This is a genomic window from Ensifer sp. BR816 (assembly GCF_000378985.1).
Taxonomy (GTDB): domain Bacteria; phylum Pseudomonadota; class Alphaproteobacteria; order Rhizobiales; family Rhizobiaceae; genus Sinorhizobium.
Genome location: NZ_KB905370.1, coordinates 3671212 through 3685582 on the forward strand (window position 1 = coordinate 3671212; position 14371 = coordinate 3685582).

Sequence of the window (14371 nt, forward strand, 5' to 3'; positions counted from 1 at the left end):
AATGCGTCCACTGGCCGTCATCGGCAATGTCAATGTCGACCTCATCCTCGGCCCCGCCGAACCCTGGCCGAAGGCAGGCACGGAGATCATCGTCGATCACGACGAGCTGCGTGTCGGCGGCTGCGCCGGCAACAGCGCGCTTACTTGGGAGTCGCTCGGCGTCGACTACGCGATTGCCGCCAATGTCGGCAACGACCAGTTCGGGACATGGCTGAAGGAAGCCTTCGGCGAAAAGTCGCGCCACTGGCCGGTCGAAGCTGTTGGCTCGACTCTCTCCGTCGGCATCACCCATCCGGACGGCGAGCGCACCTTCTTCACCACGCGCGGCCACCTGCCGCTGTTCAGCTTCGACGAAGTGCGCGCGCTGCTCGACGGGAGCCGCCTTCGCGGCGGCCTCGCCCTGCTCTCCGGCTCTTTCCTGACCGATGCGCTGACACACGCCTATGACGACTTCTTCGATTGGGCGGATGCGCACGACATCGCCGTGGCGCTCGACACCGGTTGGCCGCTCGAGGGCTGGACGGAAGCCAATTGCCTGAGAACGCTCGGCTGGCTGAAACGCTGCCATTGCGCGCTCTTCAATGAAGTCGAAACGACGACGCTGACCGGGCGGTCCGACCCGGCCGAGGCGGCGCGGATCCTGAAAGCCGGGATGCCTGCCGATGCGATCGTCGTCGTCAAGCGCGGCCCGCACGGGGCCCTCGCCCTCGACCGCGACAGCAAGGAATTTTCCGTCGGGGCGCCGCGTGTTGCCGTCGTCGATACGATCGGCGCCGGCGACGTGTTCAATGCCGGCTTCCTGGCAGCACTCGCCGCCGAAATGCCGCTGGAGGCCTGCCTCAGGACCGGCGTCACTGTCGCCTCGGAAGCGATTTCCACCTTGCCGCGCAGCTACGGCAAACCCCTTTCGGTCTATCTCGGGGAAACTCGCCGATGAGCGCACTCGAAATCCGCAACATTCAGAAGCGCTACGGCGATGTGGAGACTTTGAAAGGCATCGACATCGCGCTCGAAAGCGGCGAGTTCCTGGTGCTGCTCGGCTCCTCCGGCTGCGGCAAGTCCACGCTGCTCAACATCATTGCCGGGCTCGCCGAGCCGAGCGGCGGCGACATACTGATCGGCGAGCGTTCGATCCTCAGCGCCCATCCCAAGGATCGCGACATCGCCATGGTGTTCCAGTCCTATGCGCTCTATCCGGACATGAGCGTCGCCCGCAACATCGGCTTCGGCCTCGAAATGCGCAAGGTGCCGGCCGCCGAACGCGAGAAGGCGGTGCGCGACACCGCAAGGCTGCTGCAGATCGAGAACCTGCTCGACCGCAAGCCGAGTCAGCTTTCCGGCGGTCAGCGCCAGCGGGTCGCGATCGGCCGGGCGCTGGTGCGCAATCCGCGGGTTTTCCTGTTCGACGAGCCGCTGTCGAACCTCGACGCCAAGCTCAGGATGGAGATGCGCACCGAGCTCAAGCGCCTGCACCAGATGCTGAAGACGACGGTCGTCTACGTCACCCACGACCAGATCGAAGCGATGACGCTCGCCACCCGCATCGCCGTGATGCGCGACGGACGCATCGAACAGCTCGGCACGCCGGCGGAGATCTACGATCGGCCCGCGACGCTTTACGTCGCCGGCTTTGTCGGCTCGCCGCCGATGAACATCCTCGATGCGGAAATCGTCGGACACCAGGTAAGAATCGCGCGCTCCGACGAGGTGCTGCCGCTCCCGCGCGATTTCAAGAGAACGACAGTATCGAGCGGGCCGGTTAAGGTCGGCATTCGGCCCGAAGCGCTCCGGCTCGCGGATTTCGGCGCAAGCGGCGCCCGTTTGATTGCCGATGTCGAAGTGATGGAATTGACCGGACCGGAGTTGGTGACCACGGCAACGATCGGCGGACAGCGCATCACCGCCTGCCTGCCACCACGAACGGCGCTCGCAACGGGATCGACACAGGCCTTCTCGTTCGATGAAGCGGCACTGCATCTCTTCGATCCGGAAAGCGGCCGCTCCCTTCGGGCGGCATGAAGCCTTCGTGGATTTAGCCCGTTCCTAGCGGCCCGCGACGCTCCGCGCCGTTGCCGCACCGGCGTGCCGATAGCCAAGCTTTTCCGATAATTCGCCCGCCGCATCGACGAGCACCCGCAGATAGGCATCGCGGTTGCGCAGCCCGTCCTCCTTCGGGGCGACGAGGCAGAGGGTGGCGATGCAGATCTCCTCCGCGTCGTAGACCGGCACTGCAAAGCAATGGGTGAAGCTGTCGACGATGCTGTTGAAGGTGAAATAGCCGTCGCTCTTGGCCTGACGGACCTGAGAGATGAACTCGACCGGATCGAGATGCTTGCCGTTCGGCAACACGAAGTCGCTTTCCGGGATGAAGGCCAGTATCTCCTCGTCGCTCATATGGTCTACGAGGAGGCGACCGGAGGCGGTCCACGGAATGGCGACCGGATCGCCGATATTGGTGGAGATCCGGAAGGGGCGGCTACCCTCGTTCATCAGCACAACGGCGTATTTGTTGCCCTCGAGCTGGCACATCTGCGCGGTCTCGCGCGTCTCCTCGGCGACCCTCGAAAGCAGATGCTCGCACTCGCGCATCAGGTCGAACTGCTCGGCGTAAGCCGCGCCGAGGAAATAGAGCTTACGGCCCAGGAAGACGCGGCCATCGTCGCCCCGGTACTCGATGACGCCCTGGCGCAGCAGCAGGTTGACCAGCTCATAGACCGACGAGCGCGGCGCGCCGATCCCCTGGGCGATCTCGTTGGGGCGCAGCGGCTGGCGCTGCAGGCGCAGATAATCCAGGATCTCAAAGGCACGGTCGAGACCCCGTGCCCTGCGATTGATCGTGTCTTCCGCCTCCGCCATCGCGTCCTCGATCGTGTTGATAGGCGCGCGAAGCACGCCCGGTTCACCTCATTTAGCCTTGTAGGCGACGCAGTCAACTTCCACCTTGCAGTCGACCATCATGCGCGACTGCACGCAGGCGCGGGCCGGCGGGTTGCTGCCGAAGTACTCCGCATAGACGCCGTTGAAGGTCCAGAAGTCGCGCGGATCGTCGAGCCAGACGCCGATCCTGACCACGTCTTCCACGCCGTAGTCAGCCTCATTCAATATGGCGATCATGTTCTCGATCGCCTTGCGGCTTTCGGCGACGATGCCGCCGCTGATGATCTCGCCCTTCTCCATGGCGACCTGCCCCGAAACATAGAGCCAGCCATTCGCCTCGACGGCGCGCGCAAAGGGCAAGGGCTGCTTGCCGGCACCGGATTCTCCCGTTCCAAAACGCTTGATCGTCACACTACACTCCACTTCTTCATTGGATCGGCTCTAATAAGTTGGAGCGGGATGCGGGCGGAAAACCGCGCACACTTTTCCTCATCCCGCTCTGGTCAGTTGAACGTCGACGTCTTCAGGAACTCCGCCAACCGCTCGGTCTGCGGCTTCAGGAACATTTCGCGGGGATTGCCCTCCTCACCAATGCGTCCCTGGTTCATGAAGATCACCCGCGACGACACTTCGTAGGCGAAGCGCATCTCGTGCGTGACGATCAGCATGCTCATGCCGTCTTCCGCGAGCGCTTTGATGACCTGCAGGACCTCGTTGACGAGCTCCGGGTCGAGCGCCGAAGTCACCTCATCGAAGAGCATCAGCTTCGGGTTCATGGCGATCGCCCGGGCGATCGCGACGCGCTGCTGCTGGCCGCCGGAAAGCTGGCCCGGATAATGGTCCTTGCGGGAAAGCAGACCGACGCGGTCGAGCCATTTCTCGGCCAGCGTACGCGCCTCGTCGCGGCCCATCTTCTTCACCTTGACGAGGCCGAGCATGACGTTGGCGGCGGCGGTCATATGCGGAAACAGGTTGAACTGCTGGAAGGCCATTCCGGTCATCGCGCGCTGGCGAGCGATCTCGCGCTCCGGCTTGCGGCGCCGCACGCCGCCGGCGGTTTCGTAGCCGATCTCCTGGCCGTCGATCGCGATCGTGCCGCCCTGGAATTCCTCGAGCATGTTGATGCAGCGGAGCATCGTCGTCTTGCCGGAGCCGCTGGAGCCGATGATGCTGATCACCTCGCCCTGGCGCATGGCGCAGTCGACGCCCTTCAGCACCTCGACCGTGCCGTAGCGTTTGTGAAGATCGCGGATTTCAAGAAGATTGGTCATCGGAGCCTCACGATGGGACGGCGGTCTTGCGCTCGACGTAGCGGCCGAAGCGCTCGATGCCGTAATTGATGACGAAATAGAGAAAGCCCGCGAAGAAATAGAATTCGAGGCTCATGAAGGTGCGGGAGATCACTTCCTGGGTGCGCAGCAGCAGCTCGCCGACGCCGATGATCGACAGCAGCGTCGATGCCTTGACCATCTCGGCCGCAGTATTGACCCAGGCCGGCAGCGCCTGGCGCAGCGCCTGCGGCCCCAGCACATAGGCAAAGGTTTGCGGAAAGGTCAGCCCGATCGCCTTGGCGGCCTCGGTCTGGCCCTTGGGGATCGACTGCAGCGCGCCGCGCACCAGCTCGCCGACATGCGAGCTGCAGAAGACCGCCAGCGCCAGAACGCCCGCCTGGAACGGCCCGAGATCGATGCCGACAGTGCTGAGCACATAATAGCTCGCCAGAACCAGCACGAGCACCGGCGTGCCGCGGATGAAGTCCGTATATCCGCGCACCAGCCATTGAACGGGCCTGTAGCCATAGGTGAGTGCCAGTCCGACGAAGACGCCCAGAACCGTGCCGACGACGATCGACAGCAGCGAGATCGAGATCGACACGCCGAGCCCCTTGAGGAGCGGGATGCGGGCGACCCAGAGCTGATCGAGAAAGCCGAAATCCATGGGCGTCACCTCGGGACGGCGAGACGGCGCTCGACGGCGCGCATCAGCGCCGCCAAGAGCGAGCAGGTTGCAACATAGAGGCAGCTCGCGACGATCCAGGTCTCGATGACCCGAAAGGTCTCGACATTGATCTTGCGCGCCTCAAAGGTCAGCTCCGGCACGGCGATGGCGGCTGCGAGCGACGTATCCTTGAAGAGCGAAATCATCGTGCTGCCGAGCGACGGCAAGACGTTGCGCAGCATCAGCGGGATAATGATCGAGGTGCGGATCTGCATCTCGGTGAGACCGATCGCCAGCCCCGCCTCGCGCTGGCCCGGCGGCACCGCTATGAGACCGCCGCGGAACACTTCGGCAAGATAGGCGCCAGAATAGATCGCCAGCGTCAGCACGAAACTTTCGATCTTGCCGAGCCGCACGCCAAGCTCCGGCAGGGCGAAATAGCTGAAGAGGACGAGCACCAGGATCGGCGTATTGCGGATGATCGTGACGTAAAGCCCGGCCGCCTTGCGCAAAAGGACGCTCTTCGAAACAAGTCCGAAGGCGGTGATCAGCCCGATCACGCAACCGGCAAGGATCGCCACGAGCGCCAGCCCGAGGCTGAGCGCCAGGCCCTGCAGGAGCAGGTCGAAGGAGCGCCACACAGCCGCGAAATTCAATGTATAGGTCATGGGCGCATCCCGCCTCTCAGCACGCGTCGGGGCGGCCCTGCCGATGGGCGGGGCCGCCGGTGACGAGGGCTTACTTGTACTCGATCGGGAAGCCGATCTGCGGCGGGGTCAGGTCCTTACCGAACCAGGTCTTGAACGACTTGGCGTAGAAGTCGAATTCGACGCCGGTCATGGCTTCATGCAGCGCCGTGTTCACGAAGTTCAGCCAGTCCTGGTCGCCACGCTTGACGCCGCAGGCATAGGTCTGCGGGTTCCAGCCATAGCCGGCATCCTTGTAGCGGCCCGGGTTCTGGGTCATGTACCAGGCAAGCGACGACTGGTCGGTGGCCGCCGCATCGGCGCGGCCGGATTCCAGCGCCTGATAGATCAGGTCCACGGATTCATATTGGTCGACCGTCGCTTCCGGCAGGGCGGCATGGACCATGTCCTCCGCATAGACGTTCTGCAGAACGGAGACGGTGACCGACGATCCCGCGGATTTCATCGCCGCGTAGTCGGCATACTTTCCATCGCCCTTCAGCATCAGGCCGACGCCCTCGCGATAATAGGGAATGGTGAAGGCGATCTGCTGGGCGCGTTCGCCGGTGACGGTCATGAACTGGCAGGTGAGATCGACCTTGCCGGTGGTGATGTTGGGGATGCGCGCATCCGACGACTGGTTGACATATTCGATCTTGTCGGGGTCGCCGAACAGCGCCTTGGCGATGATGCGGCCCATGTCGACGTCGAAGCCCTGCAGCTTGTCCTCCGCACTCTTGAAGTGCCACGGCGCATTGGTGCTGCCGGTGCCGAGTATCAGATGGCCACGCGCCAGAACCTCATCGAGCTTGCTTGACGGCTGCTGCGCCTGCGCGGGCATGGCTGCCAGCGCGGCGACCGCGAGGCTCGCGGCCAGAGTGATTGTCTTGATCATCGGAGATCTCCCCTTTTTCGTTCCCGGTGAATTCTTTGTCCGTTATATTGGACATGCGTCCTCAATACCGGATTGACCTATCAAATGCCTCGGGTCATAACTTGTCAAGCGGCTTCGGCGAGATTCGCCGTCCGTGATTTTTCCTGTGGGAGGAACCGAGCCAATGACCCTGCCGATCGAAACGCCCGCCGTGCTCGTCGACCTCGATGTCGCCCGGCGGAATGTCCGCGCCTTCCAGGATTACGCCGATCGCCACGGCATTCGCGTGCGGCCCCACATCAAGACCCACAAGCTGCCGCAGATGGCGGAACTACAGCTCGAGGCCGGAGCGATCGGCATCACCTGCCAGAAGGTCACCGAGGCCGAGGCGATGGTCGACGGCAGCGCGCGGATCAAAGACGTGCTGATCACCTACAACATCCTTGGTGAAGCCAAGCTCGCGCGCCTCGGCAAACTGAATGAGCGGGTGGCATTGAGCGTCGTCGCCGACAATGCTGACGTCATCGACGGGCTGGCCGGTTTCTTTTCCCCCCGCCAAAAGCCCCTCACAGTCCTCGTGGAATGCAATACGGGCGCCGATCGTTGCGGTGTCGCGACGCCGGCAGAGGCAGCCGCGCTCGCCCGCCGCATAGGCAATGCGCCCGGACTGCGCTTCGGTGGCCTGATGACCTACCCGCCGGCCGGCGGCACGGCCCGCGTCCAGTCTTTCATGACGGAAGCAAAAAAGCTGATCGAAGCGGATGGCCTCGAAGTCCCGTCGATTACCTCCGGCGGCACGCCGAGCATGATGGAGGCGGGCGAGGCACCGATTGCGACCGAACACCGCCCCGGAACCTATATCTATAACGACCGTTCACTCGTCGCGCGCGGCGTCGCGACATGGGAAAACTGCGCCCTGACGGTGCTCGCGACCGTCGTCTCCGTGCCGGCCGAGAACAGGGCGATCATCGACGCCGGCAGCAAGGTGCTCACCTCCGATCTCCTCGGTCTTGCCGGCTACGGCCATGTGCTCGGGCGCGACGACATCCGCATCGACCAGCTTTCCGAGGAACATGGACGCCTGGTTTCGGACGGCCCCATCGGACTTGCCGTCGGCGAACAGGTTCGCATCGTTCCGAACCACGCCTGCGTGGTGACCAATATGGTCGACGCCGTCCATATCATCGAAGCCGGCGAGCCCAAGGCCGAGTGGGCCATCGTCGCCCGCGGCCGCGTTCTCTAGCGGCCGGGCCCTCCGCCCTATGAAGGGCATATCGGCCGACCGCGATTATAAACTGCCGCAAATCCAGTTGTTCCAGCACGGCCCGAAATTGGGCTATTCTCCTGCCGCATCGATCGGAAGGCTGCGTCCGCAGCGGGCAAGGAATTTCGGGAAATGCTGAAATAAGGATAGGACATTTCCCGAATCCCGCCGACGGCGTCATATGTTTGCGTTGAGATAGTCGATTAAATTGATAGTTTTATCTGGCAAAGGATGGAGGTCGACATGAGTTCGAATAGACTTGCCGGAATGGTGAAACTAGCCCTTTTGGTCGGAAGCCTGCAGTTAGGCTCGATCGGCCTTGCCGCCGCTGATACGACGCTTTTGAACGTGTCCTATGACCCGACACGGGAACTCTACAAGGATTTCAACGCCGCCTTCGCCGAGAAATGGCAGGCGGACACGGGCGAGACCGTGACGATCCAAACCTCGCATGGCGGCTCGGGCAAGCAGGCCCGCTCGGTGATCGACGGGCTCGAGGCCGATGTGGTGACGCTGGCGCTCGAGGCCGATATCGACGCAATCGCCAAGGCGACCGGCAAGATCCCGGCCGACTGGAAGTCCCGCCTGGACAACAACAGCGCTCCCTATACGTCAACGATCGTCTTCCTGGTCCGCAAGGGCAACCCGAAGGGCATCAAGGACTGGGGTGACTTGACCCAGGACGGCATCCAGGTCATCACGCCGAACCCGAAGACCTCGGGCGGCGCCCGCTGGAACTTCCTCGCCGCCTGGGCCTGGGCCCGCGCCGCCAATGGTGGCGACGACGCCAAGGCGCAGCAATATGTGGCGCAACTCTTCAAGCACGTGCCGGTGCTGGATACCGGTGCGCGCGGCGCAACCACCACCTTCGTCCAGCGTGGCCTCGGCGACGTGCTGCTCGCCTGGGAGAACGAAGCCTATCTTTCGCTCGAAGAACTCGGCCCCGATAATTTCGAGATCGTCACGCCGTCGATTTCGATCAAGGCGGAACCGCCGGTGGCGCTCGTCGACGGCAATGTCGACGCGAAGGGTACGCGCAAGGTGGCGGAAGCCTATCTCGACTATCTCTACAGCGACGCCGGGCAGAAGATCGCCGCCAAGCACTACTACCGGCCGTTCAAGCCGGAGCTTGCCGACCCGAAGGACACGGCCCGCTTTGCCGATGTGAAACTCGTCACTATTGACGAATTCGGCGGTTGGAAGGAAGCTCAGCCGAAATTCTTCGCCGACGGTGGGGTTTTCGACCAGATCTACAAGCCGGGACAATAACACCACATGGCCTTTCGCAGCAGCACGCGATGGCGGTTTCGGCAGCCGAGTGTCATTCCGGGTTTCGGATTGGCGCTCGGCGTGACACTGACATGGCTTACCCTCATCGTCCTCATTCCCCTCTCCGGCCTGATCTGGCGCTCAAGCGGCCTCGGCTGGTCCAATTTCATGTCGCTGGTCCTTGACGAGCGCACCGTCAATGCCTTGACGATCAGCTTCGGCACGGCCTTCATCGCCGCGGTCGTCAACCTGTTCTTCGGCGTCGTCCTCGCCTGGGTGCTTGTGCGTTATCGGTTCCCGGGCAAGCGGGTGATCGACGCCATGGTCGATCTGCCCTTCGCACTGCCGACGGCGGTTGCCGGCATTGCCTTGACGGCGCTCTATGCGCCGAACGGCTGGATAGGCTCGATCCTCGAACCGCTCGGCATCAAGATCGCCTTTACCCCGGCCGGCATCGTCGTGGCGCTCGTCTTCGTCGGCCTCCCCTTCGTCGTCCGCACGGTGCAACCGGTCATGGAGGAAATCGACAAGGAGGTCGAAGAGGCCGCGGCAACGCTCGGCGCCAACCGCTACCAGACGATCAGCCGGGTGCTGCTGCCGGGGCTGCTTCCGGCCGGACTGACGGGCTTTGCCCTTGCCTTTGCCCGCGGCGTCGGCGAATACGGCTCGGTGATCTTCATCGCCGGCAACCTGCCCTATGTCTCGGAAATCGCACCGCTGCTGATCATTATCCGTCTGGAGGAATTCAACTATCCCGCCGCGACCGCAATCGCCACGGTGATGCTGTTCCTCTCCTTCATCATGCTGCTGGTCATCAACAGCATCCAATCCTGGAGCAGACGGAGATACAGCAATGGCGCTTGATACCAGCTCGGCGCCGGCGGCGGCGCCATCCAAACTCGTCAAAGCGGCAACCTCGGAAACGCGAATTGCGCGCCTGACCCTGATCGCCGTTGCGCTCGGATTCGTTGCCCTTTTCCTGCTCCTGCCACTAGCGACCGTCTTCATCGAAGCGTTTCGGAAAGGGCCGGTCGAGTTCGCGACCGCGCTCCGCGATCCCGAAACCTTTTCGGCCATCCGCCTGACGCTGATCGTCGCCGTGATCGCCGTGCCGCTGAACCTGGTCTTCGGGGTGGCCGCCGCCTGGGCCATCGCCAAGTTCGAGTTCAAGGGCAAGGCGTTCCTGACGACCCTGATAGACCTCCCCTTCTCCGTATCGCCGGTGATCTCGGGCCTGGTTTTTGTGCTGCTCTTCGGCGCCAACAGCGCCCTCGGCCCCTTCCTGCAGAAATACGGCATTCACATTCTCTTTGCCGTGCCCGGCCTGGTGCTTGCCACCGTCTTCGTGACCTTCCCGTTCGTCGCCCGCGAACTGATCCCGCTGATGCAGGAGCAGGGCACGAGCGACGAGGAGGCGGCGCTGTCGCTCGGGGCCACGGGCTGGCAGACCTTCTGGCATGTGACCCTGCCGAACATCAAATGGGGCCTGCTCTATGGCGTGCTCCTCTGCAACGCCCGGGCAATGGGCGAGTTCGGCGCCGTGTCCGTCGTTTCCGGTCATATTCGCGGCCAAACGAACACGATGCCCCTGCAGGTCGAAATCCTCTATAATGAGTACAACTTCGTCGCGGCATTCGCAGTGGCGGCAGTCCTTGCGCTTCTGGCGCTGGTGACACTCGTCCTGAAGACGGCGCTTGAACTTCGCTACAGCGACGAGATCGCTGCCAGCCGTAGGCATTGAAAGGTCCAGACATTCATGGAAGTCCGCGTCCAGAACATACGCAAGGAATTCGGCCGCTTTCCGGCGCTCGACGACGTCTCGCTCGACATCCGCTCCGGCGAGTTGATCGCGCTTCTCGGCCCGTCCGGCTCGGGCAAGACGACACTGCTCCGGCTCATCGCCGGGCTCGAAAGCCCGACCGAGGGCACGGTCTTCTTCGGCGCCGAGGACGCGTCGCGGAAGAGCGTGCAGCAGCGAAACATCGGTTTCGTCTTCCAGCACTACGCCCTCTTCCGGCACATGACCGTGCTCGACAACGTCTCCTTCGGGCTCAAGGTTAGGCCATCCAGTCGGCGGCCGCCGGCCGCCGAGATCCGCCGCCGGGCCCTCGATCTCATCGAACTGGTGCAGCTTTCCGGCCTGGAAAAGCGCTATCCGGCCCAGCTCTCGGGCGGCCAGCGGCAGCGCGTCGCGCTCGCGCGCGCCATGGCGGTGGAGCCGAACGTGCTGCTGCTCGACGAGCCCTTCGGCGCACTCGACGCGCAGGTGCGCAAGGAACTGCGCAAGTGGCTCCGGGAAATTCACGACCGCACCGGCCACACGACCGTCTTCGTCACCCATGACCAGGAAGAAGCGCTCGAACTCGCCGACCGCGTCGTGGTGATGAGCAAGGGCGCGATCGAGCAGGTCGGCACGCCCGACGACATCTATGACCATCCGGTCTCGCCCTTCGTCTATGGGTTCATCGGCGAGTCGAACTGCCTGAACGTCACGCTTTCGAGCGGCGAGATCTGGTTCGAGGACCGGCCGATCGGCCTGCGTGCCGCAAACGAGCCGGACGGGGCGGCAACCCTCTACTTCCGCCCGCATGACATCGAGCTGATCGACGGCTGTGGCGGCTGTCTCGCCGGCCTCGTCACGGCAAGCCGGCGCGTCGCCGGCACGCGGCATCTCGAACTGGATCTCGGCAAGACGCATCCTTCGGTCGAGATCGAGCTGCCGCCGGAGCGCGCCTCCTCGACCGACCACACCCGTGTCGCCTTCCGGCCGACCAAGTTTAAGCTGTTCCGCAAGGACGGCGACGTCGCAGCCATCCCGCGGCCGGTAGCATCACCCGCGGCCGAACTGGCACGCACCGGCACATGAACCGTGCGGCGTGCCGCGTCACTGCAGCGCCGCAGGTCGCCGTAGTCCCCTGAGTTCCTGTATGCTTTGTCCATAAAGAACGCATGGAGGAGGCGGGTGGTCTCTGGCTCGGGTGTGAGGTTTGTTCTATCAGGGCGATTGCTTCGCCCGGAATGTTCCGTTCCGTGGCCCGTTTGCCATTGGAGCCGTCTCATGACCGTGATCGAAGCACTCGTCCAATCACTCGGCGACGCCGTACTGACCGGAGACCAAATCGGCCAACGCTATCGCAGCGACGCCAGCCTGAGCGGACGCAGCCTGCCGAAAGCCGTCATTCGTCCGGCCAGCGTGGGCGATGTCGCCGCTGCCCTGAAGATCTGCAATGAGTACCGCCAGAGCGTCGTACCGCAGGGCGGCATGACCGGTCTCGCGGGCGGCGCCAACCCGAATGCAGACGAGATCGTCATCTCGCTGGAACGGATGACCGGCATCGAGGAGATCGACAGCGACGCCGCAACGATGACAGTGCTTGCCGGAACGCCGCTCGAAGTGGCGCAGCGCGCTGCCGAGGAGGCCGGGTTCCTGCTGCCGATCGACCTCGGCGCCCGCGGCTCTTGCCAGATCGGCGGCAATCTCGCCACCAATGCCGGCGGCATCCGGGTCATCCGCCACGGCGTGACGCGCGACAACGTTCTGGGCCTCGAGGCCGTGCTTGCGGATGGCACCGTGCTCTCGTCGCTGAACAAGATGGTCAAGAACAATACCGGCTACGACCTCCGGCAGTTCTTCATCGGATCGGAGGGCACGCTCGGCATCATCACCCGCGCGGTGCTGCGGCTCCGCCCGCTGCCCGCGGGTCGCCTGACGGCGCTCTGCGCCCTCGAAAGCTATGCATATGTCGTCGCACTGCTCAAGCGGGCGCAGCAACAGCTCCCGGGGCTGTCGGCCTATGAGACGATGTGGGAAGGCTACTTCGGCTTCAATTGTGCGGCGGAAGACCTCCGGTTCTTCGAGACGCTGCCCGCCTTCGCCGTCATCATCGAACAGGACACCCATGGGCGTGACGGCGAGCGCGACGCGTTCGAGGCCTTCCTCGGCCAAGTGCTCGAAGACGGGTTGATCGGCGATGCGCTGATCGCACAGTCGGAAAAGGAAGCCGAGGCCTTTTGGCGCGTCCGTGAAGGTCACGCGCTCGACCGCCTGCCGTCGCTCGTCAATCTCGACGTCAGCCTGCCGATCGGCGCCATCGGCAATTTCGCCGATGAATGCGGCACCGCGCTGTGCGCGGCGTTTCCCGCCGCCCATGTCTCCTTCTTCGGCCATGTCGCCGACAGCAACCTGCACATCGCCTTCTCGGGGCCGGATGCCACTGCGGGGATGCTGCATGAGGTCGACACCATCGTTTACGCCCTCGTCGGCCGCTACCGCGGTTCGATCTCTGCGGAACACGGCATCGGCATCTTGAAGCGCGACTTTCTCGACCGATCCCGCAGCCCGGCCGAGATCGAGGTGATGCGGCGCGTCAAGGCGGCGCTCGATCCGAATGGCATTCTCAACCCCGGCAAGGTGCTCGGCTGAACACGAAATTTAGAGCCAGGAGGCAGGCGATTTCGGCAGCCGGCCCTCGGGATCGATGACGTCGAGGCGCGGTTCGCCTTTGCCATTCCAGCGCCAGAGGGCAACACAGGTGCCGCCTGGCGACATGTGGGACGGATAAATCGCCCCATCGTAGCCGCGTTCGAACAGGTCCGCACGGGTCTTGTGCGTCTGCGGCACGAGGCCCTTGTCGAGTTCGTCGCGCCATTCGCAGCGATGAATCGACTCCTCGAGCCCGAGTTCGGCAAGAACAGTGCCATCCGTGAGATCCGCCAGCTTCGCGTCGCGAAGCTCGAGTTGGACGATCAGCGCCGGATGCTGCACGAAGCCCTGATTGTATTCCGCCCAGGCGGTCGAAAGCTCGCGCGCGGCATAGATGGCCGGCGTGCCGACCGGGTTCCATCGACCGCCGAAACGGGCAGCGCCCTCGCCGGACAGCGGCATATGCGCCCAGCGCGGCACGAAGGCGCGCCAGAGCGTCACCGTCGCGGCCGACGCACTTTGCTCCAGGTTGGAGTGGGGTCCGGGCGGAGTACCGCTCACCCCTTTTCCTCGCATCAGGCGTAGACGCCCGCGCGGACGGCTTCGAGGTAGGAGAGAACCTTGTCGGCCTTGCCTTCGCCGACCAGATCGTAAGCCGTCTTGCCGGCCCAGCCGGGGATCGGCTGGTGCTTGAACCAGATGACGGCGCGCGCCTCGTCGCCGGCCATTTCGGATGCCATGGCGAGGATGCGGACGACCTTGCTCAAGGCGCTGTCGACCTTTCTCGCGCCGGACTTTGCCGTCAGTGTGTTGCGAGCGACGCCAATCAACTTGGCGAGTTCGGCCAGCGTGACGCCGAGCCGGTCGGCGACAAGGCGCGCCGACAGGAACGGCGAGTGGTCATCGCCGAAGCGCGCCGCCGGAATCTGGAAATCGACAGCCATCATTACAATATTCGATCCTATTTTGATCAGTGCATTACTAATCTAGGATCAGTTTCCGCTCGATTCAAGCACAATGCGCCTCCGGCCTTGAAAGCC

16 protein-coding genes are annotated in these 14371 nt (G+C 63.7%); 8 read left to right on the forward strand and 8 right to left on the reverse strand.

The window, feature by feature from the left end:
• The first annotated feature begins 1 nt into the window (after nt 1).
• Together RHIBR816_RS0117625 and RHIBR816_RS0117630 are read left to right on the forward strand one after the other, a co-directional pair.
• Nucleotides 2–937: a PfkB family carbohydrate kinase gene (locus tag RHIBR816_RS0117625; protein ID WP_018237899.1), complete on the forward strand. Its 936-nt coding sequence runs from the start codon at nt 2–4 to the stop codon at nt 935–937.
• A complete protein-coding gene (locus RHIBR816_RS0117630) occupies nt 934–2019 on the forward strand; it encodes an ABC transporter ATP-binding protein (protein WP_018237900.1) in 1086 nt (361 codons plus the stop codon). The genes RHIBR816_RS0117625 and RHIBR816_RS0117630 overlap by 4 nt, the downstream gene beginning before the upstream one ends.
• Before the next feature lie 24 nt (nt 2020–2043).
• On the opposite strand, the gene RHIBR816_RS0117635 is transcribed toward RHIBR816_RS0117630, so the two are convergent.
• From RHIBR816_RS0117635 to RHIBR816_RS0117660, 6 genes are all read right to left on the reverse strand, one after another.
• Nucleotides 2044–2856 carry an IclR family transcriptional regulator gene (locus RHIBR816_RS0117635; RefSeq protein ID WP_034816493.1) on the reverse strand — a complete coding sequence of 271 codons (813 nt, stop codon included), beginning with the start codon at nt 2854–2856 and terminating at the stop codon, nt 2044–2046.
• A 48-nt stretch (nt 2857–2904) separates the two neighbouring features.
• On the reverse strand, nt 2905–3288 hold the full coding sequence (locus RHIBR816_RS0117640; RefSeq protein ID WP_018237902.1) for a RidA family protein: 384 nt from the start codon (nt 3286–3288) through the stop codon (nt 2905–2907).
• Between the two features lie 92 nt (nt 3289–3380).
• Nucleotides 3381–4148 carry an amino acid ABC transporter ATP-binding protein gene (locus RHIBR816_RS0117645; protein WP_018237903.1) on the reverse strand — a complete coding sequence of 256 codons (768 nt, stop codon included), beginning with the start codon at nt 4146–4148 and terminating at the stop codon, nt 3381–3383.
• A gap of 7 nt (nt 4149–4155) precedes the next feature.
• Complete coding sequence (locus tag RHIBR816_RS0117650; protein ID WP_018237904.1) at nt 4156–4815, reverse strand: amino acid ABC transporter permease; 660 nt, start codon at nt 4813–4815, stop codon at nt 4156–4158.
• Nucleotides 4816–4820: 5 nt separating this feature from the next.
• On the reverse strand, nt 4821–5483 hold the full coding sequence (locus RHIBR816_RS0117655) for an amino acid ABC transporter permease (RefSeq protein ID WP_018237905.1): 663 nt from the start codon (nt 5481–5483) through the stop codon (nt 4821–4823).
• Nucleotides 5484–5553: 70 nt separating this feature from the next.
• Nucleotides 5554–6396, reverse strand: coding sequence for a transporter substrate-binding domain-containing protein (locus RHIBR816_RS0117660; protein ID WP_018237906.1), 843 nt, complete (start codon nt 6394–6396; stop codon nt 5554–5556).
• 163 nt (nt 6397–6559) lie between these two features.
• Here RHIBR816_RS0117660 and RHIBR816_RS0117665 point away from each other — a divergent pair, with 163 nt between their 5' ends.
• From RHIBR816_RS0117665 to RHIBR816_RS0117690, 6 genes are all read left to right on the forward strand, one after another.
• A complete protein-coding gene (locus RHIBR816_RS0117665; protein WP_018237907.1) occupies nt 6560–7618 on the forward strand; it encodes a D-TA family PLP-dependent enzyme in 1059 nt (352 codons plus the stop codon).
• Between the two features lie 264 nt (nt 7619–7882).
• Nucleotides 7883–8908: a sulfate ABC transporter substrate-binding protein gene (locus tag RHIBR816_RS0117670; RefSeq protein ID WP_026187127.1), complete on the forward strand. Its 1026-nt coding sequence runs from the start codon at nt 7883–7885 to the stop codon at nt 8906–8908.
• A 6-nt stretch (nt 8909–8914) separates the two neighbouring features.
• Nucleotides 8915–9772, forward strand: coding sequence for a sulfate ABC transporter permease subunit CysT (cysT, locus tag RHIBR816_RS0117675; RefSeq protein WP_018237909.1), 858 nt, complete (start codon nt 8915–8917; stop codon nt 9770–9772).
• The gene (gene cysW, locus RHIBR816_RS0117680; RefSeq protein WP_018237910.1) at nt 9762–10649 is read left to right on the forward strand and encodes a sulfate ABC transporter permease subunit CysW; all 888 of its coding nucleotides are present in this window, start codon (nt 9762–9764) and stop codon (nt 10647–10649) included. Before cysT ends, cysW begins: the two co-directional genes overlap by 11 nt.
• 15 nt (nt 10650–10664) lie before the next feature.
• The gene (locus RHIBR816_RS0117685) at nt 10665–11774 is read left to right on the forward strand and encodes a sulfate/molybdate ABC transporter ATP-binding protein (protein WP_018237911.1); all 1110 of its coding nucleotides are present in this window, start codon (nt 10665–10667) and stop codon (nt 11772–11774) included.
• A gap of 192 nt (nt 11775–11966) precedes the next feature.
• On the forward strand, nt 11967–13331 hold the full coding sequence (locus RHIBR816_RS0117690; RefSeq protein ID WP_018237912.1) for an FAD-binding oxidoreductase: 1365 nt from the start codon (nt 11967–11969) through the stop codon (nt 13329–13331).
• Nucleotides 13332–13340: 9 nt separating this feature from the next.
• On the opposite strand, the gene RHIBR816_RS0117695 is transcribed toward RHIBR816_RS0117690, so the two are convergent.
• Together RHIBR816_RS0117695 and RHIBR816_RS0117700 are read right to left on the reverse strand one after the other, a co-directional pair.
• Entirely contained in the window at nt 13341–13892 is a 552-nt protein-coding gene (locus tag RHIBR816_RS0117695) for an RES family NAD+ phosphorylase (protein WP_018237913.1), read from the reverse strand.
• A gap of 14 nt (nt 13893–13906) precedes the next feature.
• Nucleotides 13907–14278, reverse strand: a complete 372-nt coding sequence (locus RHIBR816_RS0117700) for an antitoxin Xre/MbcA/ParS toxin-binding domain-containing protein (protein ID WP_018237914.1) — start codon at nt 14276–14278, stop codon at nt 13907–13909.
• Between the last annotated feature and the right edge of the window lie 93 nt (nt 14279–14371).